The sequence below is a fragment of the Brevundimonas fontaquae genome (genome assembly GCF_017086445.1).
Classification (GTDB): Bacteria; Pseudomonadota; Alphaproteobacteria; order Caulobacterales; family Caulobacteraceae; genus Brevundimonas; species Brevundimonas fontaquae.
Map to the genome: position 1 here is coordinate 1,404,179 of NZ_CP070968.1, position 19,994 is coordinate 1,424,172.

20 protein-coding genes are annotated in these 19,994 nt (G+C 66.0%); 16 read left to right on the top strand and 4 right to left on the bottom strand.

Going from position 1 to position 19,994, the window contains the following annotated elements; translation table 11 throughout:
* The first annotated feature begins 1 nt into the window (after position 1).
* From flhA to JX001_RS06820, 6 genes are all read left to right on the top strand, one after another.
* The gene (gene flhA / locus JX001_RS06795) at positions 2-2,098 is read left to right on the top strand and encodes a flagellar biosynthesis protein FlhA (RefSeq protein ID WP_205683107.1); all 2,097 of its coding nucleotides are present in this window, start codon (positions 2-4) and stop codon (positions 2,096-2,098) included.
* Between the two features lie 62 nt (positions 2,099-2,160).
* Positions 2,161-3,687, top strand: coding sequence for a sensor histidine kinase (locus JX001_RS06800; protein WP_205682840.1), 1,527 nt, complete (start codon positions 2,161-2,163; stop codon positions 3,685-3,687).
* Positions 3,684-4,106, top strand: coding sequence for a response regulator (locus tag JX001_RS06805; protein ID WP_017504482.1), 423 nt, complete (start codon positions 3,684-3,686; stop codon positions 4,104-4,106). Before JX001_RS06800 ends, JX001_RS06805 begins: the two co-directional genes overlap by 4 nt.
* A 77-nt stretch (positions 4,107-4,183) precedes the next feature.
* The gene (locus JX001_RS06810) at positions 4,184-5,146 is read left to right on the top strand and encodes a histidine kinase dimerization/phosphoacceptor domain -containing protein (protein ID WP_241004823.1); all 963 of its coding nucleotides are present in this window, start codon (positions 4,184-4,186) and stop codon (positions 5,144-5,146) included.
* Positions 5,147-5,158: 12 nt separating this feature from the next.
* Positions 5,159-5,602: an NUDIX domain-containing protein gene (locus tag JX001_RS06815; protein WP_205682841.1), complete on the top strand. Its 444-nt coding sequence runs from the start codon at positions 5,159-5,161 to the stop codon at positions 5,600-5,602.
* A gap of 83 nt (positions 5,603-5,685) precedes the next feature.
* The gene (locus JX001_RS06820) at positions 5,686-5,865 is read left to right on the top strand and encodes a CsbD family protein (RefSeq protein WP_017504479.1); all 180 of its coding nucleotides are present in this window, start codon (positions 5,686-5,688) and stop codon (positions 5,863-5,865) included.
* Between the two features lie 67 nt (positions 5,866-5,932).
* Here JX001_RS06820 and JX001_RS06825 read toward each other — a convergent pair whose 3' ends face one another.
* Positions 5,933-7,111 (bottom strand): vWA domain-containing protein, encoded by a 1,179-nt coding sequence (locus tag JX001_RS06825; RefSeq protein WP_205682842.1) that lies wholly within the window; start codon positions 7,109-7,111, stop codon positions 5,933-5,935.
* A gap of 20 nt (positions 7,112-7,131) precedes the next feature.
* Positions 7,132-7,659 carry a GNAT family N-acetyltransferase gene (locus tag JX001_RS06830; RefSeq protein WP_205682843.1) on the bottom strand — a complete coding sequence of 176 codons (528 nt, stop codon included), beginning with the start codon at positions 7,657-7,659 and terminating at the stop codon, positions 7,132-7,134.
* Positions 7,660-7,732: 73 nt separating this feature from the next.
* Between JX001_RS06830 and JX001_RS06835 the strand changes: the two genes are divergently transcribed.
* From JX001_RS06835 to dxs, 5 genes are all read left to right on the top strand, one after another.
* Positions 7,733-8,653: a histone deacetylase family protein gene (locus JX001_RS06835; RefSeq protein WP_205682844.1), complete on the top strand. Its 921-nt coding sequence runs from the start codon at positions 7,733-7,735 to the stop codon at positions 8,651-8,653.
* 41 nt (positions 8,654-8,694) lie between these two features.
* Positions 8,695-9,357 carry a histidine phosphatase family protein gene (locus JX001_RS06840; protein ID WP_052247765.1) on the top strand — a complete coding sequence of 221 codons (663 nt, stop codon included), beginning with the start codon at positions 8,695-8,697 and terminating at the stop codon, positions 9,355-9,357.
* Between the two features lie 48 nt (positions 9,358-9,405).
* Complete coding sequence (locus tag JX001_RS06845; RefSeq protein ID WP_017504472.1) at positions 9,406-9,657, top strand: exodeoxyribonuclease VII small subunit; 252 nt, start codon at positions 9,406-9,408, stop codon at positions 9,655-9,657.
* Positions 9,658-9,736: 79 nt separating this feature from the next.
* Positions 9,737-10,612 (top strand): polyprenyl synthetase family protein, encoded by an 876-nt coding sequence (locus JX001_RS06850; protein WP_205683109.1) that lies wholly within the window; start codon positions 9,737-9,739, stop codon positions 10,610-10,612.
* A 57-nt stretch (positions 10,613-10,669) separates the two neighbouring features.
* Positions 10,670-12,583 (top strand): 1-deoxy-D-xylulose-5-phosphate synthase, encoded by a 1,914-nt coding sequence (gene dxs, locus JX001_RS06855; RefSeq protein ID WP_205683110.1) that lies wholly within the window; start codon positions 10,670-10,672, stop codon positions 12,581-12,583.
* Between the two features lies 1 nt (position 12,584).
* Here dxs and JX001_RS06860 read toward each other — a convergent pair whose 3' ends face one another.
* Both JX001_RS06860 and gcvA read right to left on the bottom strand, forming a co-directional pair.
* Positions 12,585-13,316: an NYN domain-containing protein gene (locus tag JX001_RS06860; RefSeq protein WP_055754124.1), complete on the bottom strand. Its 732-nt coding sequence runs from the start codon at positions 13,314-13,316 to the stop codon at positions 12,585-12,587.
* Positions 13,317-13,362: 46 nt separating this feature from the next.
* Complete coding sequence (gene gcvA / locus JX001_RS06865) at positions 13,363-14,292, bottom strand: transcriptional regulator GcvA (protein WP_205682845.1); 930 nt, start codon at positions 14,290-14,292, stop codon at positions 13,363-13,365.
* A 124-nt stretch (positions 14,293-14,416) separates the two neighbouring features.
* Here gcvA and cysG point away from each other — a divergent pair, with 124 nt between their 5' ends.
* From cysG to JX001_RS06890, 5 genes are read left to right on the top strand one after another with little or no spacing between them, the layout of a single operon-like run.
* Positions 14,417-15,802, top strand: a complete 1,386-nt coding sequence (gene cysG, locus JX001_RS06870) for a siroheme synthase CysG (protein WP_205682846.1) — start codon at positions 14,417-14,419, stop codon at positions 15,800-15,802.
* Positions 15,799-16,074, top strand: a complete 276-nt coding sequence (locus JX001_RS06875) for a DUF2849 domain-containing protein (RefSeq protein ID WP_205682847.1) — start codon at positions 15,799-15,801, stop codon at positions 16,072-16,074. The genes cysG and JX001_RS06875 overlap by 4 nt, the downstream gene beginning before the upstream one ends.
* Entirely contained in the window at positions 16,074-17,741 is a 1,668-nt protein-coding gene (locus JX001_RS06880; RefSeq protein ID WP_205682848.1) for a nitrite/sulfite reductase, read from the top strand. Before JX001_RS06875 ends, JX001_RS06880 begins: the two co-directional genes overlap by 1 nt.
* Complete coding sequence (locus tag JX001_RS06885) at positions 17,728-18,804, top strand: phosphoadenylyl-sulfate reductase (protein WP_205682849.1); 1,077 nt, start codon at positions 17,728-17,730, stop codon at positions 18,802-18,804. Before JX001_RS06880 ends, JX001_RS06885 begins: the two co-directional genes overlap by 14 nt.
* 36 nt (positions 18,805-18,840) lie before the next feature.
* On the top strand, positions 18,841-19,839 hold the full coding sequence (locus JX001_RS06890) for a cysteine synthase A (protein ID WP_205682850.1): 999 nt from the start codon (positions 18,841-18,843) through the stop codon (positions 19,837-19,839).
* The last annotated feature ends 155 nt before the right edge of the window (positions 19,840-19,994 follow it).

The window sequence follows — 19,994 nt, forward strand, 5'->3', positions numbered from 1 at the left end:
GATGAAGGACGGCATGGCGCGCCCGACGGGCCGCGACGTGATCGGCTGGCTGAACCGCGGCGAAGTGCTGATGGCGGTCGGCGTGATCGGCGTGATCATGCTGCTGATCCTGCCGGTGCCCAAGTTCCTTCTGGATCTGCTGCTGGCCTTCTCGCTGGTGTCCAGCGTGCTGATCCTGATGACCGCCGTGATGATGAAGCGGCCGCTGGATTTCGCCATCTTCCCGACGGTGTTGCTGGTCTCGACCCTGTTCCGGCTGGGCCTGAACCTGGCCTCCACGCGCCTGATCCTGACCCACGGCCAGGAAGGTCACGATGCGGCGGGTCAGGTCATCAACGCCTTCGGTCAGTTGATGATGGGCGGCAATTTCATCATCGGGGTGATCATCTTTGCGATCATTCTGGTGGTGAACTTCGTCGTCATCACCAAGGGCTCGACCCGGATCGCGGAAGTGTCCGCCCGCTTCACCCTGGACTCCATGCCGGGCAAGCAGATGGCCATCGACGCCGATCTGTCCTCGGGCCTGATCACCGAGGACCAGGCCAAGCTGCGCCGCAAGGAGCTGGAGCAGGAATCGACCTTCTTCGGCGCCATGGACGGCGCCTCCAAGTTCGTGCGGGGCGACGCCGTCGCGGGTCTGATCATCACCTTCATCAACGCCATCGGCGGCATACTGATCGGTACGCTGCAACACGGCATGCCAGCGATGGAGGCCGCCAACACCTATGTCCAGCTGACCATCGGCGACGGTCTGGTGACGCAGGTGCCAGCCATCATCATCTCGATCGCCGCCGGCTTCCTGGTGTCCAAGGCGGGCGTCGAAGGCACGGCGGACAAGGCGATGGTCACCCAGCTGGCGACCAATCCGGTGTCGCTGGGCGTGGTCTCGGGCGCCGCCGGTCTGATCGGCCTGATCCCCGGCATGCCGCTGATCCCGTTCGCGGCCCTGGCCATCGGCTCGGGCTTTATGGCCTGGCGGCTGGGCCGCAATCGCCTGAAGCCTCAGCCGACAGAGGCGGAGATCGCGGCGGCGGCCGCGGCCGCAAAACCCAAGGAAGACGTCGAAGAGCCCATCTCGAACATCTTGACCATCGACGAGGTGAAGATCGAGCTGGGCTATTCGCTGCTCAGCCTGATCAACGATCTGGAAGGCCGCCGGCTGACCGATCAGATCCGCGCGCTGCGGCGGTCGCTGGCCCAGGAATACGGCTTCGTCATTCCCCAGGTGCGCATCCTCGACAATATGCGCCTGCCGACCCAGGGCTATGCCATCCGCATCAAGGAGATGGAGACGGGCGCGGGCGAGGTGCGGCTGGGCCATCTGATGGCGATGGATCCGGCGGGCCGCCAGGTCGAGCTTCCGGGTGAGCATATGCGCGAGCCCGCCTTTGGCCTCCCGGCGACCTGGATCGAGGAAGGCCTGCGCGAAGAGGCGACGTTCCGGGGCTATACGCTTGTCGACCCGTCAACGGTCCTGACGACCCATCTGACCGAGATCCTGAAGGACAATATGGCCGATCTGCTGTCCTATGCGGAGGTGCAGAAGCTGTTGAAGGAACTGGGTCCCGAGGAGAAGAAGCTGGTCGAGGAACTGGTGCCCAGCGTGGTCACCGTTACGACGCTGCAGCGGGTGTTGCAGTCGCTTTTGCGCGAGAAGGTGTCCATTCGCGATCTGCCGGCGATCCTGGAAGGCCTGGCCGAGGCCGCGCCGCACAGTTCCAGCGTCACGACCCTGGTCGAACACGTCCGCGCGCGCCTGGGCCGCCAACTGTGCTGGCAGAACAAGGACGGCGATGGGGCCCTGCCGATCGTCACCCTGTCGCCGGAATGGGAAAACGCCTTCGCCGAAAGCCTGATCGGCAATGGCGAGGACAAACAGCTGGCGATGGCGCCGTCGCGCCTTCAGGACTTCATCCGCGCCGTGCGCGACACCTTCGAGCGGATCGCCATGACGGGCGAGAATCCGGTGCTGCTGACCGGCCCGATGACGCGGCCCTATGTGCGATCGATCATCGAACGCTTCCGCGGCCAAACCGTCGTGATGAGCCAGAACGAGATCCATCCCAAGGCCCGGTTGCGGACCCTGGGCCAGGTCTGATCCCGCCGACTTGGCAGTTTGACGTTTGACGCGGCGACGCACCCCGCTAAAGCTCCGCCGTCATGAGTCCGAACCCCCGATCCCAATGGTCGCGCCTGCGCGACTTTATGCGTACGCCGTCGTTGGCCCGGTCGATCTCGGCCATGCTGATCCTGGCGTTCGGGCTGCTGATCGTGGTCAATGCGACGACCTTCGTAATGATCCAGCGCACCTTCGCGTTGAACGAAACCATCGAGCATGCTCAGCAAATGCGGCGCGCCGCGCGTACGGTTCTGATTGCGAGCCTGAACGCCGAAACATCGCAACGCGGCTTTCTGCTGACGGGACGAAGCGATTTTCTCCAGCCCTACCGCGACGCCAGGGCCGACATGGAGCCCGCGCTGGCGTTTCTGGATGAGGGCGCGGCCCTCGATCCGACGCTGAAAGCCACCGTCGAACCCATCCACCGTCTAGGCGACAAGAAATGGGACGAGATGGAAAACACCGTCGCCTTGGCGCGCCAAGGTCGGATCGGACAGGCGATCCAGGCTGTACGGTCGGGCGAGGGCAAGCAATATATGGACGAGCTCCGAGCCGCCATCGAGAAGTTCGACAAGCTGAAGTCCGATCGGATCGACAGCCGACGCCGGGCGTCGGAAGTGTTCGGCCTCCTGACCGTCACGATGAACGCCATCGCGGGTCTGCTGGTCATCGTCCTTGCGCTGCTGTCAGCTTGGCTGGTTCGGCGTTACGTGTCCGAAATTCAATCCGCCCGTGCGACCCTCGACGCCGCCAACGCCAGCCTCGAAGACAAGGTCCGCGAGCGCACCGGCGACCTGATGCGCGCCAACGAGGAGATTCAACGCTTCGCCTATATCGTCAGTCACGACCTGCGTGCACCGCTGGTCAACGTGATGGGCTACACCTCCGAACTGGAGCAGGCGGGCAAGATCGTCGACAAGGCGATCTATGAGGCTGAAAAGACGCGCGTGGTCGATCCCGAGATCGTCACCGCCGTGCGAGAGGAGATGCCCGAAGCCATCGGCTTCATCCGCGCCTCGACCGAGAAGATGGACCGGCTGATCAACGCCATCCTGAAGCTGTCGCGCGAAGGTCGTCGCAACCTGCTTCCAGAGCCGCTGGACATGACGGCGATGGCGCAGAACATCGCCAACAGCGTCCATCACCAGACCGAAGCCTCGGGGGCGCGCATCGAGGTGCAGTCGCTGCCCGAGATCGAGAGCGACCGCATTTCGATGGAGCAGATCGTCGGCAATCTGATCGACAACGCCGTCAAATATCTGGATCACGACCGGCCGGGCGAAATCGTCGTGTCGGGAGAAGACGTGCCGGGCGGCTGGGTCGTCTACCGGGTCGCCGACAATGGGCGAGGCATCGCCCCACGCGACCATGAGCGGATCTTCGAACTGTTCCGGCGCTCCGGAAGACAGGATCGTTCTGGCGAGGGGTTGGGCCTGGCATTTGTGCGCAACAGCGTGCGTCGACTAGGCGGCACGATCGACGTTGAGTCCGAGCTGGGCAAAGGCTCGACTTTTCTGCTGAAATTCCCCAAACGACTGATCCTGTCTGAACCCGGAGGCGCGCTGTGACGCAACCCGTCAAAATCATCATGGTCGAAGACGACCACGGCCACGCCAAGCTGATCGAAAAGAACATCCGTCGGGCCAACATCAACAACGAGATCAAGCATTTCGACGAAGGCGGCGCGGCGCTGGACTATCTGTTCAGTGACGAAATCCTCGCCAATGGTCCGCTGCTGATCCTGCTCGACCTCAACCTGCCCGATATGTCGGGCACGGACATTCTGGAAAAGGTGAAGGCCAACGAGCGCCTCCGCCGCGCGCCGGTCGTGGTGCTGACGACGACCGACGACAAGGTCGAGATCCAGCGCTGCTACGATCTGGGCTGCAACGTCTACATCACCAAGCCAGTGGATTATGAATCCTTCGCCGGCGCGATCCGCCAGCTGGGTCTGTTCCTCTCGGTGATCCAGGCGCCGGAGATCTGACGATCGACGCGCCAAAGCCTATTCGCCTGCTCTACATCGACGACGACCGGGGTCTGTCCCGGCTGGTCGAAAAAGAGCTGGGGCGTCACGGCTATGCCGTCACCTGCGCGCCGGATGGCGATGCGGGGTTGGAGCTGTTGCAGCAGGGTGAGTACGACATCTGCGCGCTGGACCACTATATGCCGACGCGAGACGGGCTGGACGTCTTGCCGGACATTCTGGCCCTGACGGCGCCGCCGCCCGTCGTTTATGTGACGGGCGCGCAGGATGGGCGGATCGCCGTTGCGGCCCTTCGGGCGGGCGCGGCGGACTATGTCATCAAGGACGTCTCTGAGGATTTCACCTCCCTGTTGCGCTCGGCCTTGGAGGACGCCTTGTCGCGTCGTCGGCTGGAGCGCGAGAACGAACTGGCGCAGGAAGAAATCCGCCGGGCGCGCGATCGGGCCGAGGCCATGCTGCGTGAGGTGAACCACCGCGTCGGCAACTCGCTGCAGCTGGTGTCCAGCTTCATGTCCTTGCAGATGCGCCACGTCACCGATCAGGGCGCCAAGGACGCGCTGCGGGAATCGCAGGCGCGGATCGAGGCGGTCGCCCATGTTCACCGCCGCCTCTATACCTCGGGCGACATGAGTCACGTGGCCATGGATGAATATCTGGTCGGGCTGATGGACGAACTGTCCAAGTCCATCGGGCCGGATGACGGATCGCCCAAGCTGACGCTGGACGCTGAACCGCTTTCCGTGACGACAGATCAGGCCGTGTCGATTGGCGTCATCGTCACCGAACTGGTCACCAACGCCGTCAAATACGCCTATGCGCCGGGGCAGGGGGGCGAGATCCGCATCCATATGCGCCGCGAAAACGAGAATCGCGTGATGCTGACGGTCGAGGACGACGGTCCCGGCATGGGCGACGGAACGCCCAAGGGCACGGGTCTGGGCGGCAAGATCATTTCCGCCATGGCGTCAGGCCTGCGGTCGGCCGTCGAGTTCGACGGCGCTCACAAGGGCGTGCGCGCCAGGTTGTCGTTCGACCTTTAGGTCGGTTTCGTCATGTTGCAGTTCGGCGTTCGCAAACCCGCTTCGGATTATCGTCACCGCGCCACCGCGTTCGGCATCGTCGAACGTAACGGCCTGATCGCCTGTGTGCGCGTGGAACGCGAGACCGGTCCCTATTTCGATCTGCCCGGCGGCGGCTTGGATATCGAGGAGACAGAGGTTCAGGCCCTGATCCGCGAGTTCGTCGAGGAAACCGGCCTGACGGTCTCGCCGCTGAACCGCATCGCCGAGGCCAGCCAGTATTTCGTGCGTTCGACCCGCGAGCCGGTGAACAATGTCGGCGGGTTCTGGACCGCCACTGTGGCGGCCGAAAATCCCGATGCGAAATGCGAGGACGATCACACCCTGGTGTGGCTGGATCCGACCTTCGCCATCTCGCGGTTGCGTCACGATTCTCACGCCTGGGCTGTCGCCGTCTGGCTGCGCCGCCCAAGCTGAGCCTTACGGAACGGCCTTCCTACGAAGTCGTTTGTTTTTCGAACCGCAAGAACATGTCGCGGCGATGAAAACAGGAGATTTCGATGGCTGATCACGACCGTATCGAAGGCGCCGCCAAGAACATGGGCGGCAAGGTCAAGGAAGGCGTCGGCAAGATGACCGGCGACACCAAGCTGCAAGCCGAGGGCAAAGCCGATCAAGTCGAAGGCAAGGTCCAGAATACTGTCGGCGGCGTCAAGGATAGCCTCCGCGACAAGGCCTAAGCCTCACTGGAATGCGCGAAAACAAGAAACACCGTCCGCCAAGCGCGGGCGGCGTTTTTTGCATGACTTAGCGCGTCAATGCGCGCATCGCCTTGTCGAGGCCTTCCAGCGTCAGCGGGAACATCCTCTGCTCCATCACCTCGCGTAGCAGGCCGACGGAAGCGGTATAATCCCAGTACCGCTCCTGAACGGGATTGAGCCAGACCGACTTCTCCCACTGCTGGCGCGCCCGCTTCATCCATACGGTGCCGGCCTCTTCGTTCCAGTGCTCGACGGAGCCGCCGGGCATGGTGATCTCATAGGGGCTCATCGTCGCATCGCCGACGAAGATGGCGCGCCAGTCGCCAGGGTATTTGTGCAGCAGATCCCACGTCGGGATACGCTCGGTGTGGCGCCGGCGATTGTCCTTCCAGACCCCTTCGTAGAGGCAGTTGTGGAAGTAGAAGAACTCCAGGTTCTTGAACTCGGTCTTGGCCGCCGAGAACAACTCCTCAACCAGTTTGATGTGACCGTCCATCGAACCGCCGATGTCGAGGAACAGCAGCACCTTGATCGTATTGCGTCGCTCCGGCCGCATCTGGATGTCCAGCCAGCCCTGACGCGCGGTGCCGTCGATGGTGCCGTCGATATCCAGCTCGTCCGGCGCGCCGTGTCGGGCGAAACGGCGCAGACGACGCAGCGCCACCTTGATGTTGCGGGTGCCCAATTCGATCGTGTCGTCCAGGTTCTTGAACTCGCGCTTTTCCCAGACCTTGACCGCCCGACCCTGCTTGCCCGGACCGCCGATGCGAACGCCTTCGGGGTTATAGCCGCCGTGTCCGAAGGGGCTGGTCCCGCCCGTGCCGATCCATTTCGAGCCGCCGGAATGACGCTCCTTCTGCTCTTCCAGACGCTGCTTCAGCGTCTCCATCAGCTTGTCGAATCCGCCCAGCGCCTCAATCTGGGCCTTCTCCTCGTCGGTCAGATATTTTTCGTTCAGCAGCCGTAGCCAGTCCTCGGGAATGTCGGTGGTCAGGTCTTCGCCCGTTCCGACGGACTCGACGCCCTTGAACACCGTCCCGAACACCTGATCGAACCGATCATAGTGTTTCTCGTCCTTGACCAGGACGGCGCGAGACAGGTGATAAAAGGCCTCGACCTCGCGCCCGGCCACGTCGCGATCCATGGCCTCCATCAGATGGAGCCATTCCTTCATCGACACCGGAACCTTGGCGTCGCGCAGCGCGGTGAAGAAGGGCAGGAGCATGAGAGGGATGTGAACCCGGATCAGCCGCGCCGCAAGATGAACTCGTGGTCGCGCCAGGCGCCGACGGGATAGTCGTATTCTCCCGCCTTCTCGAAACCGTAGGCGGCGTAGAGGCGCTGGGCCTTGTCGTTGCCGCTCCAGACGCCGATCCACAGCGGTCCGTCCGTATGGGTTTGCATCCAGTCCAGAGACAGCTTCAGCAGTCTGGTTCCAAGGCCCAGACCTTGCGCCGCCCTGGACACATAGAGCCGGCGCAGCTCCATGTGCGACGGTCTGGCCTCGGGGTGGGGCAGGCCATTGGGGCCGGCGTTGGCGAAGGCCAGCAATTCGCCGTCGCGGTCGGCCACCCACCAGGCGCAGTCAGGCTCCGCCAACTTCTTCAGCGTCGGCTCCAGATCGAAACTGGCGTCCAGAAACGCGTTCAGGTCGGCTTTCGGGTAGGGGATGCCGAATCCCTCGACGAAGGTGTCGATAAAGGTCTGGCGGCCCAGGGCGCCCAGGGCGGCGGCGTCTTCGGGGCGGGCAGGGCGGATCACGATCTCGGTCATGCGTCGGCTCTAGCGCGCGCCTTGGTGCGCGTCACGGGCGACAAGTCCGAAAGCCCGGCGTATCGTCGCTTCAATGTCCCTGCCGATCTTCACCCATCCCTCCATGCTGTCCCACGCGCCGGGCGCGGGGCATCCTGAAAGTCCCGAGCGGCTGAAGGCGGTGCTGGATGCTCTGGAGGATGCAGGCCTGGCCCGCGACCGCCGCGCCGCGACCCAGGCCGAGGTTGGGGATCTGGAGCGGGTGCATCCCGCCGCCTATGTCGCACGCCTGCTGGACGCCTCCCCGGCCGCAGGCATGGTCCAGCTGGATGCCGACACCGTCCTTTCGCCCGGCAGCGTGCCGGCCGCGCGGCTGGCGGCGGGGGCGGCGATCGATGCGGTGCGAGCCGTGGCGCGGGGAGAGATGGATCGCGCTTTCGCCGCCGTGCGCCCGCCGGGCCACCATGCCGAGCCGGACCGCGCGATGGGATTCTGCCTGTTCTCCTCCGTCGCCGTCACGGCGCGTCTGGCTCAATCGGAAGGGATGGCGCGGGTGGCGGTGGTCGATTTCGACGTTCACCACGGCAATGGCACCCAGGCGGCGTTCGAAGACGACGACAGCCTGTTCCTGGCCTCCATCCACCAGATGCCGCTCTATCCCGGCACGGGCGCGGCGTCAGAGACGGGCGTCGGCAATATCGTCAACGCCCCCGTCGCGCCCCATGCGGCGCGCGAGAACTGGCGCGCGACCTTCGCCGGCGGATTGATGCCCGCGCTGGAATCGTTCCGGCCGGACCTGATCCTGATCTCTGCCGGTTTCGACGCCCACCGGCGCGATCCCTTGGCGCATCAGTCGCTGGAGGCCGAGGATTTCGCCTGGGCGACGCGCGCGATTCTGGAAGTCGCGCGTCGGACCTGTTCGGGCAAGGTTGTGTCGGCGCTTGAGGGCGGTTACGACCTTGAAGGACTAGGCCGCTCTGCGGTCGCCCACGTCGCTGCGCTCGGGGAGGACTGAGGACGCTTAACGCCTTGAAACCAAAGGCCCGTCCGTTTGTCATGTCAGCCCCCGCCCTGTCCCTCGATTCGACCGAACCGTCCGTGTCCCCGCCTGACGCTGCACCATCCGTCGGCGCGCTTGTCGCTGTCCGTCCCGGCGCCATCATCCTGACGCGTCACGGCGAGCCGGCCCTGTCGCGCAAATGTTTGATCTCTGCCCGCCAGTACGGCGACTGGTGGGCGAAATATGAGATCGGCGGCCTGCTGGCCGGTCAGACTCCGCCGCCCGAACTGGTTGCGGCGGCGCAGGGCGCTGGGGCCATCTACGCCTCGACCCGTCAGCGCGCCCAGGAAACCGCCGCCGCGGTCGCGGCGGGGCGCGAGGTCATGGCTGATGTCATGTTCATCGAGGCGCCCTTGCCGCCGCCGCCGATTCCAGAATGGATCAAGCTGTCGCCCAAATGGTGGGGCGTGGTGTCGCGTTTCTGGTGGCATGCTTTCGATCATCACGGCGGCCAGGAGACCCGCGCCCAGGCCGAGGCGCGCGCCGATCAGGCGGCGCAAAAGCTGATTGCGCGAGCCGAGAGCGGTCAGGACGTGCTGGTCTTCGCCCACGGCTATTTCAACCATATGGTCGGGCGCGCGCTGAAGGCCGACGGCTGGAAGCTGGTCCAGAACCAGGGGTTCAAATACTGGTCGCAGCGTCGCTACGAGAAACGATAGCCGCTTCTGACGTTGATGCGCCCGGCGCTCGCCTCTAGGGTCCGCGCCATGACCGATACCGCCGCCGCCATCCCCGCCGATCTCAGCTTCGAAGACGCCCTGAAGCGCCTGGAGACCATCGTCTCTCGCCTGGAATCCGGCCAGGCGCCGCTGGAAGAATCGATCGCCCTCTATGAAGAGGGCGCCAAGCTGAAGGCGCATTGCGAGGCGCGGCTGAAAGCAGCTCAACTGCGTGTGGAAAAGATCGTGGTCGGCCCGGACGGTCAGGCCAAGGGCGTCGAGGCGGCGTCGTTCGAATGATCCCTATGTCGTCTCCGAGCCTGGTCTGGAGCCGGTTCTCGTGAACCGCGTCATCGCCGCGAACTCGCCGGAACAGGCGGTGATCGATCGCGTGGCCGAGGTCGCCGATCTGGTCACGGTCGCGCTGGATGAACTGCTGCCGCGCGCCGAGGGCCCGGAATCCCGCCTGACCGAGGCGATGCGCTATGCGGCGCTGGGTCCCGGCAAACGCTTGCGGCCGTTCTTCGCGCTGGAGGCGGCACGCCTTTTCGACATCGATGAGCGATCGGTATTGCGCGCCGCCTGCGCGCTGGAATGCGTGCACGCCTACAGCCTGGTTCACGACGACCTGCCGTGCATGGACGACGACGATGTGCGCCGGGGCCGGCCGACCGTTCACCGGGCCTATGATGAGGCGACGGCAGTGCTGGCCGGCGATGCGCTGCAGACGGCCGCCTTTGACATCATCCTGCACGACGACACCCATGAGGATGCGGCCGTGCGCTGTGAACTGGCGGCGCGGCTGTCGCTGGCGTCCGGCGCGCGGGGCATGGCGGGCGGTCAGATGATCGATCTGCTGGGCGTGCGCGATGACCTCGGCGGCGTGGCGCGAATGCAGCGACTGAAGACCGGCGCCCTGTTCGCCTACGCCTTCGAAATCCCGCTGATCATCGCCGACGCCTCGGCCCAACATCGCCACGCTCTGATTAGCTTCGCCCACGACGTCGGCTTGGCCTATCAGATCGTCGACGACCTGCTGGATGCCGAAGGCTCGGCCGAGGAAATGGGCAAGGCGGCCGGGGGCAAGGACGCAGCGCTGGGCAAGACCAATTTCGTCACCATGTTGGGTCTGGAGGCGGCGCGGCAAAGGGTCGCGCACCTCGCAAATCAGGCCCGGTCGCATCTGGAGCCGTTCGGCGACGAGGCCGAAATCCTCAGGGCCAGCGTGGACTTTGTGCTAAAGCGCCGGTCCTGATACGAAACGTTGAAACGACCTGCGGGTTGATCGACCAGACTTTCCAAGGTTTTACGGCTGATGCCCGACACCCCGCTACTCGACACCGTCAAGACGCCCGCCGACACGCGGGACTTCGATATCGCTCAGTTGAAACAGCTGGCGCAGGAGGTGCGGGCCGAAACGATCGACGCCGTGTCCGTCACCGGCGGCCATCTGGGAGCGGGCCTGGGCGTGGTCGAACTGACCACGGCGCTGCACCATGTGTTCGAGACGCCCAAGGACATCCTGATCTGGGACGTCGGGCACCAATGCTATCCGCACAAGATCCTGACCGGACGGCGCGACCGCATCCGCACCCTGCGCCAGGGCGGCGGCCTGTCGGGCTTCACCAAGCGTAGCGAGAGCGAATACGATCCGTTCGGCGCCGCCCACGCCTCGACCTCGATCAGCGCGGCCCTAGGCTTCGCCGCCGCGCGCGATCAGAAGGGCGAGAAGAACCGCGTCGTGGCCGTCATCGGCGACGGCTCCATGTCAGCCGGCATGGCCTATGAGGCGATGAACAACGCCGCCGAGGCGACCAGCGGCCAGCTGATGGTCATCCTGAACGACAACGACATGTCGATCGCGCCGCCGGTCGGCGGGATGAGCGCTTATTTGGCCGGCCTTGTGTCGGGCGGCGCCTATCAGAACGTCCGCCGCCTGGGCAAGACGGTGGCCCAGCACCTGCCGCGCCCTTTCCGCAAGGCGGCCAAGAAGGCTGAGGAATACGCCCGCGGCATGGTCACCGGCGGCACCTTCTTTGAGGAGTTAGGCTTCTATTACGTCGGTCCGATCGACGGCCACGACATGGACAATCTGGTGCCGATCCTGAAGAAGGCGGCCGCCATCGAGGACCGTCCGGTTCTGGTTCACGTCGTGACGCAGAAGGGCAAGGGCTATGCCCCCGCCGAAAGCAGCGCCGACAAACTGCATGCAGTCGTCAAGTTCGACGTGGTCTCGGGCAAGCAGGCCAAGGCCATCTCCAACGCCCCCAGCTATACCAAGGTGTTCGGAACCGAGCTGATCAAACACGCCAAGGTCGATCCGTCGATCGTGGCGATCACGGCGGCCATGCCGTCCGGCACGGGTCTGGACCTGTTCGGCCAGGCGTTTCCTGAGCGGACCTATGACGTCGGCATCGCCGAACAGCACGCGGTGACCTTTGCGGCCGGCCTGGCGGCGGACGGAATGAAGCCGGTCTGCGCGATCTATTCGACCTTCCTTCAGCGCGGTTACGATCAGGTGGTCCACGACGTGGCGATCCAGTCGCTGCCGGTGCGTTTCGCCATGGATCGGGCGGGCCTGGTTGGGTCGGATGGCGCCACGCACGCGGGATCGTTCGACATCGGCTTCATGGGCGCGCTGCCTGGCATGGTGCTGATGGCGGCGGCGGATGAGGCCGAACTGGCGGCGATGATTTCGACCTCGCTGGCCATCGACGACCGGCCCAGCGCCTTCCGCTATCCGCGCGGCGACGGGGTGGGCGTGGAAATCCCGGAACTGGCCGCCCCGCTGGAGATCGGCAAGGGCCGGATTGTGCGCGAGGGGACTTCGGTCGCCATCCTCAGCCTGGGCACGCGTCTGCAGGAATCGCTGAAGGCGGCGGATATGCTGGCCGCCAAGGGTGTGTCGGCCACCGTCGCCGACGCCCGCTTCGCCAAGCCGCTGGACGCCGATCTGATCCTGCGTCTGGCGCGCGAGCACGAGGCTCTGATCACGGTCGAAGAAGGCGCCATGGGCGGCTTCGGCGCCTTCGTGCTGCAACTGCTGGCCGAGAAAGGCGCGCTGGACAGCGGGCTCAAGATCCGCACCCTGAACCTGCCCGACGTCTTCCAGGACCAGGATGCGCCCATGGCCATGTACGCCCAGGCCGGCCTGAACGCCGAACACGTCACAGCCGCCGCGCTTCAGGCCTTGGGCGTGTCGGTGAGCCAGGCCGCTAGAGCGTAGATCAGGCCCGGTCGCGGATCCGCATCGCCCCGCGCTCGCCGGTCTCCACCTCAAACCGGCCGGTAGCGCGGATCAGGTCCGACAGCTTGGCGTAGCCATAGGTGCGCTGGTCGAAGTCGGGATGGGCGTTGCGCAGCCGATTGCCGATGCCGCCCACCGCGACCCATCCGTCGCCGTCCTCGTCCATATCGGCGATGATGGCCGCGATCAGACGCGCGGCCTCGGACGGTTTGCGCTTGGTCGCCGGCGCTTCAGCGACGGGCGACTTGGCGCCGGCGTCGACCGGAACTGGTGCAATCAGGTTCTCGGTGTAGATGAAGCGGGTGCAGGCCTGACGGAAGCTTTCGGGCGTCTTCTGCTCGCCGAACCCATAGACGTCGACGCCCTCTTCGCGGATGCGGGCGGCCAGTCGGGTGAAATCGGCGTCGGAAGACACCAGGCAGAAGCCGTCAAACCTCCCGGAATGCAGCAGGTCCATCGCATCGATGACCAGGGCGATGTCGCCTGAGTTCTTGCCCTTGGTGTTAGCGAAATTCTGCTGGGGCTGGATGGCGAAACGCGCCAGGACCCGCGTCCAGCCGGCGATCTGCGGGCTGGCGAAGTCGCCGTAGATTCGTCGCGCCGAGGCCTCGCCCAAGGTGGCGATTTCGCTGAACAGCGCCTCTGCGATGCGGGCGGAAGCATTCTCCGCATCGATCAGGACCGCGAGGCGAGGGGCCTTGTCGTCAGCCATGGCGGATGTCCTTTTCCTGCGCCGCCAATCTGCGGTGCAACGAACCCTACAACTGACCCATCGTATTGTCGTGATCCACGGCTTGCTTCTTTAGCCAGCCGACGAAGGCGGTCGCGCTGGGCGAGGGCGGCCGGTCGCGGGGCTGCACGACATAGTAGGCGAAGCCGACCGCCTCTGACCCGTCAGGGAAGGGCGCGACCAGACGGCCGGACGCCAGGTCCGCCTGGGCCAAGGTGCGTTTCGCCAGGGCTACGCCGCGCCCCGATATGGCGGCCTCGATCAACAGACCTGACTGGTTGAAGCGCGAGCCTCGACGCGGGTCGGGGTGACGAATGCCCCGCGCCTTGAGCCACATGGCCCAGTCCGGTCGGCTGGGGTCGCCGTCGTTGGACATGTCGTGCAGCAGAGTGTGTCCGATCAGGTCGCCCGGCTTTCGAATCGGCTTGTCCCCATCCATCAGCGACGGGGCGCAGACCGGCAGCACCGTCTCGGTCATCAGCCGATCAACCGTCAGGCCGGGATAGTCGCCGGGACCGTAGCGGACCGCCAGATCGACCTTGCCCTCGCTCAGGTCCGCCGGCTCCATGTCGGCCGAGATCCACAGTTCGATCTCGGGATGGGCGGTGTGAAAGTCGTCCATGCGCGGCATCAGCCATTTGGAGGCGAAGCCGGGCGCGACGCTGATCGACACCTGTTTGCGACGAGGCGGTTCGCGCAACAGGGCCGAAGCGTCCATCAGCCGCTCAAACCCCTCGCGCAGCAGCGGCACGGACGAGCGGCCCAGGTCGGTCAGTTGCAAGCCCCGCGCCTCGCGCACGAACAGCGGCCCGCCGACGATGTCTTCCAAGAGGCGGATCTGCTGGCTGACGGCGCCGGGCGTCACCGACAGTTCGTCGGCGGCGCGCGAGAAGTTCAGATGCCGCGCGGCGGCCTCGAAGGCGCGCAGGGCGTTTAGCGGGAGCAGGGGACGGGCCATCGCGGATAGAAATCCTATCAGCGAGACAAAGGCAATCTGGTTTGCGGCTCTGGGCGGGGAAGACGAAGGTTCGCGCCCTGCCGTCGTCCCTGTTTCCTCTCCCGACGGCCCTGAAAGCAAGACGATGCGTGTATTCCTCGCCTCCATTCCGCTTGAGGCCGCCAAGATCGTGATCATCGGCGGCGGCGAGCCGGCGCTGGCCAAGCTGCGACTGTTCCTGAACACGCCGGCCGAGGTGGTCTGGTTCGCGCCCGACGGCGCGCCTGCACGGATCGAGACGCCTCTGACGGCGCCCGAGCCGGTGTTGCGTTCGCCGGACGCAGCGGACCTTGAAGGCGCGCGTCTGGTCTTCATGGCGTTGCAAGACGCGGATGAGCTGGCGCGGCTGGGGGGCTTGGCGCGGGCTGCGGGCGCCCAGGTCAATGTTGTGGACCAGCCGGCGCTCAGCGATTTCCAGACCCCGGCCCTGATCGACCGCGACGAGGTCGTGATCGGCGTGGCGACCGGTGGTTCGGCGCCCATTCTGGCGCGGGACATCCGCAAAGCCATCGAGGGCGTGCTGCCCGCCGGACTGGCGAATGTGGCGCGGCTGGCGCGCGAGCTGCGCGATACGGTCAAGGCCAGCGTGCCGGACTTCATGGCGCGGCGGCGCTTCTGGGAAAAGGCGTTCCGGGGACCGGCTGCGACGCTGGCGGCGGAAGGTCGGACGGCCGAGGCTCGGCGCGAAATGCTGCGCCTGTTGAACTCGGCTGCACCCGAACAGGGCGTGGTTCATATCGTCGGCGCCGGGCCGGGCGATCCGGAACTGCTGACCCTGAAGGCGCTGCGCGTGCTGCAGGACGCCGACGTCATCATCCACGACCGTCTTGTGCCCGAGGCGGTGCTGGAACGGGCGCGGCGCGACGCCAAGCGGCTGTATGTGGGCAAGGCGCGCGGCGAGCATTCGGTGCCTCAGGATCAGATCGAGGCTCTGATGATCGAGGAGGCCCGCGCCGGTCATCGGGTCGTGCGACTGAAGGGCGGCGATCCCTTCGTCTTCGGTCGCGGCGGCGAGGAGCTGGGCGCCATGCGCGCGGCCGGGGTCCCGGTCTTCGTTGTGCCGGGCGTGACGGCGGCCCTGGCCTGCGCGGCCTCGGCGGGCATTCCCCTGACCCACCGCGATCACGCCCAGGCGGTGACCTTCGTGACGGCCCAGGCCAAGCCGGGCGGCGTCGAGGCGGACTGGACAAAGCTGGCTGGCCCCAACCACACCTTGGCCATCTACATGGGGTCAGACCGAGCCGAGGAGACGGCTGCGCGGCTGATTGCGGCGGGTCGTTCGCCCTCGACGCCGGTCGCCATTGTCGAGAACGGCAGCCGCCCGGACGAGCGGGTTCTGGCCGGGCGACTGGACGGGCTGGGCGCCCTGGTGCGCGGCGCCGATCTGACCGGCCCGGCCCTGCTGTTCGTCGGCGAAACGGCGGCCTTCTCGGCGGCCCAGTTGGATGTTCGAGCGGAGGTCGCGGCGTGAAGATCGTGACCGCAAACCGCCTGTCGGATGGCCGCGTCATCTATGCGGGCGCCGGCAATCAGCCGGTGGAGCAACTGGCCCAAGCCTCGGTGCTGGATGAGGCGACGGCGGAGATCGTGCTGGCTGACGTGGCTGGGCGGCCGGATGTCTTCGTGAATCCCTATCTGTTCGACGTTCAGGACCGCACGCCTTCGGGCCGTGATCGGCTGAAGGAGCGCATCCGCTCGGCCGGGCCGACCGTCGGTCACAGCGTCGTCGGAGGCGTGGGCTGATGTATCGCTATGACGAGTTCGACCACGCCCTGGTGCGTGAGCGGGTCGAGGAATTCTCAGACCAGGTGGCGCGGCGCGCATCCGGCGCCCTGACCGAAGACGAGTTCAAGCCGCTGCGGCTGATGAACGGCGTCTATCTGCAGCTTCACGCCTATATGCTGCGCGTCGCCATTCCCTATGGTGTGATGAGTAGTCGTCAGATGCGCCGGCTGGGCCATATCGCGCGGACCTACGACAAGGGCTACGGTCACTTCACCACCCGCTGCAACATTCAGTACAACTGGCCGGCCCTGACCGACCTGCCGGCGATCCTCAGCGACCTGGCCGATGTCGAGATGCACGCCATCCAGACCAGCGGCAACTGCATCCGCAACACCACCACAGACGTCTTCGCCGGCGCCGCCGACGACGAGATCGAGGATCCGCGCCCCTGGTGCGAGATCATCCGCCAGTGGTCGACCATCCACCCGGAGTTCAGCTTCCTGCCGCGCAAGTTCAAGATCGCGGTGATCGGGGCCGGGAAGGACCGGGCGGCGATCCGCACCCACGATGTCGGCCTGCAGATCGTGAAGGGCGAGGACGGCGAAACGGCCTTCCGCGTCTTCGTCGGCGGCGGGCAGGGACGTTTGCCCCATATCGGTCAGGAGATCGCCTCGGCCGTCCCGGCGGCGGACCTGCTGGCTTATCTGACCGCCATTCTGCGGGCCTGGAACCTGCTGGGGCGGCGCGACAACATCCACAAGGCGCGGATAAAGATCCTGGTCGCGTCGCTGAGCATCGAGGCCTTCCGCGAGGAGGTGGACAAACACTACGCCACCCTGCGCCACGAGGATCTGCGCGTCCCCGAGGACGAGGCCGAGCGGATCAAGGCCTATTTCGCTCCGCCGCCGTTCGAGGATCTGCCCAAGGTCAGCGGCCCGTTCGACCGCGCCATGCTGGCCGATCCCGACTTCGCCAGGTTTGCGCGCAACAACGTCCGCCGTCACCGTCAGCCGGGCTACGCCTCGTTGGTGGTGTCGCTGAAGCCGGTCGGCGGCGTGCCCGGCGACATCACGGCGGACCAGATGGATGTGGTGGCGGACCTGGCCGAGCGGTATTCGTTCGACGAGCTGCGCGCCGCCTATGAGCAGAACCTTGTCCTGCCCCATGTGAAGCTGGACGATGTGCCGACCGTCTGGCGGGCGTTGCGGGAGGCGGGGCTGGCCACGGCCAACGCCGATCTGGCGACGGACGTGATCGCCTGCCCGGGCCTGGACTATTGCAGCCTGGCCAACGCCCGGTCGATCCCGGTGGCCCAGGCGTTGTCCAGGCGGCTGGCCGATCTGGACTATCAGGAGAGGCTGGGGCCGGTCCGCATCAATATGAGCGGGTGCATCAACGCCTGCGGCCATCACCACGTCGGCCACATCGGCGTGCTGGGCGTCGATCGCAAGGGCGAGGAATACTACCAGATCACCGTCGGCGGTTCGCCGGACGAGCAGGCGGCGCTGGGCGACATCGTCGGCAAGAGCTTGCCGGCGGACGAGGTCGCGCCTGCGATCCAGCGCACCCTGGATCGCTACCTGAAAATCCGCGCCGAGGGCGAGCGGTTCATCGACACGGTGCGCCGTGTCGGACCCGATCCCTTCCGCGACGCCATCTATGAGACGCTCGATGCAACGGCTTGAGGGCATACAGAACGGGCTGCGCCTGTCGGTGACGACCCCACTGGAGGAGGTCGAGGCCGCCGCGGCGAGCGAAGACACGCTGGTGCTGGTGTTCGGCGCCTTCCGCGACGGGCGCGGCTTCTCGCTGGCGGCGGTGCTACGAGAGCGTGGTTACGCCGGGCGGCTGATCGCGGCGGGCAAGGTCCTGCCGGATCAGGCGCGACACCTGCGGCGTTCAGGCTTTGACGCGGTGGAGCTGGCCGAAGGCGCGGATGCGGAGGCCTGGGACCGGATGGACCGGGCGTTCAGCGCCGCCTACCAGCCCGCCGTCGACCCCGCGCCCACCATTTGGCAGCGGCGGCGTGCGGCGTCGAACGACCGCGATCTGGACGCCTTGGCCGATCGGCTGAACCGCAAGACCGAGGGCAAGGACGCGTCCGAAATCCTGAAGGCGGCGCTGGATCCGGCGCTGGGTTTGCGGGTCGGCGCCATCTCGTCGTTCGGCGCCGAGTCTGCCGCCCTGCTGGACATCATCGCCGGCGAGGACAAGACCGTGCCGGTCGTCTTTCTGGAGACGGGCCAGCATTTCCTCCAGACACTGTCCTATCGCACCCAACTGACCAAGGCGCTGGGCCTGACCGACGTGCGGCTGGTCACGCCGGATGCGGGCGAGAAGGCGACGCTGGATGCGCGCGACGACCTGTGGAAGACCGATGCCGACGCCTGCTGCGACCTGCGAAAAGTGCGACCGCTGGCGCGGGCGACCGCCGGGTTCAATGCGCTCATCACCGGGCGAAAACGCTATCAGGCCGCGACGCGGGCAAATCTGAAGCCGTTCGAGGTGCTGGACGGGGTGCTGCGGATCAATCCGCTGGCGAACTGGGATTCGGACGACGTCGAGGCCTGGCTGGACGACAACGACCTGCCGCGCCATCCGCTGGTCGAGCAAGGCTATCCGTCCATTGGCTGCTGGCCCTGCACCCGCGCGGTCCAGGACGGCGAAGACGCCCGCGCCGGACGTTGGTCGGGCATAGACAAGGTCGAGTGCGGCATCCACTTAGGGCAACGCCAAGCCGCCGCCTGATCCGCCCTGTTTCGACCTTCGCCTGAAAGCCTGACCTTGTCTGCTACGTCATCCGTCATCGACCTGATCGGCAATACGCCGCTGGTGCGCCTGAACCGCCTGTCCGATGCGACGGGCTGCGAAATCCTGGGCAAGGCCGAGTTTCTGAATCCCGGCGGTTCGATCAAGGATCGCGCGGCCCTGTCGATCGTGCAGGGCGCGCGGGCGTCGGGCGTGCTGAAACCCGGCGGGACGATCGTCGAGGGCACGGCCGGCAACACCGGCATCGGCCTGGCCCTGGTCGGGGCGGCCTTGGGTCATCCGGTCGTCATCGTCATTCCGCGCACCCAGTCGGAAGAGAAGAAATCCGCGATCCGTTCGCTGGGCGCGCGGCTGGTCGAGGTGGACGCTGCGCCCTTTTCCAGCCCGAACCACTTCGTCCACTATTCCGGGCGTCTGGCCGCGGAGCTGAACGACAGCGAAGAGGCCGGCGCCATCTGGGCCAATCAGTTCGACAACACCGCCAATCGCGGGGCCCACTACAACACGACCGGCCCCGAAATCTGGACGCAGACCAACGGTCAGGTCGACGCCTTCGTCTCGGCCGTCGGCTCGGGCGGGACCATCGCCGGCGTCGGCGCCTATCTGCGCGAACAGAAGCCGGATGTGACCATCGCCCTGGCCGATCCAGCGGGCGCGGCCATGTTCAACTGGTTCACCAAGGGCGAGATGACGGGAGAGGGATCGTCGATCACCGAGGGGATCGGCGTGGCCCGCATCACCGGCAATCTGGAAGGCTTCAGGCCCGATTACGCCTATCGGATCGAAGACGCGGAGTTCCTGCCGATCCTGTTCGACCTGGTGAAGCACGAAGGCCTGTCGCTGGGCGGATCGGCGGGGGTGAACATCGCCGGCGCGGTGCGGCTGGCGCGCGAGCTTGGCCCCGGCAAGACCATCGTCACCTGCCTGTGTGATCCCGGCTCGCGCTATGCGTCCAAGCTGTTCAACCCGGAATTCCTGCGGTCGAAGGGTTTGCCGGAGCCGGACTGGGCGTAAGCCCATCGTCTCCTCCCCACTTGTGGGGAGGGGGACCGCAAAGCGGTGGAGGGGCTCTTGAAGTCCCACAAGCGGCCTGTGATGCGGCTAAGAACCCCTCCGTCTCTCCGCTTCGCTCCGAGCCACCTCCCCACGAAGCGGGGAGGAGACGACGC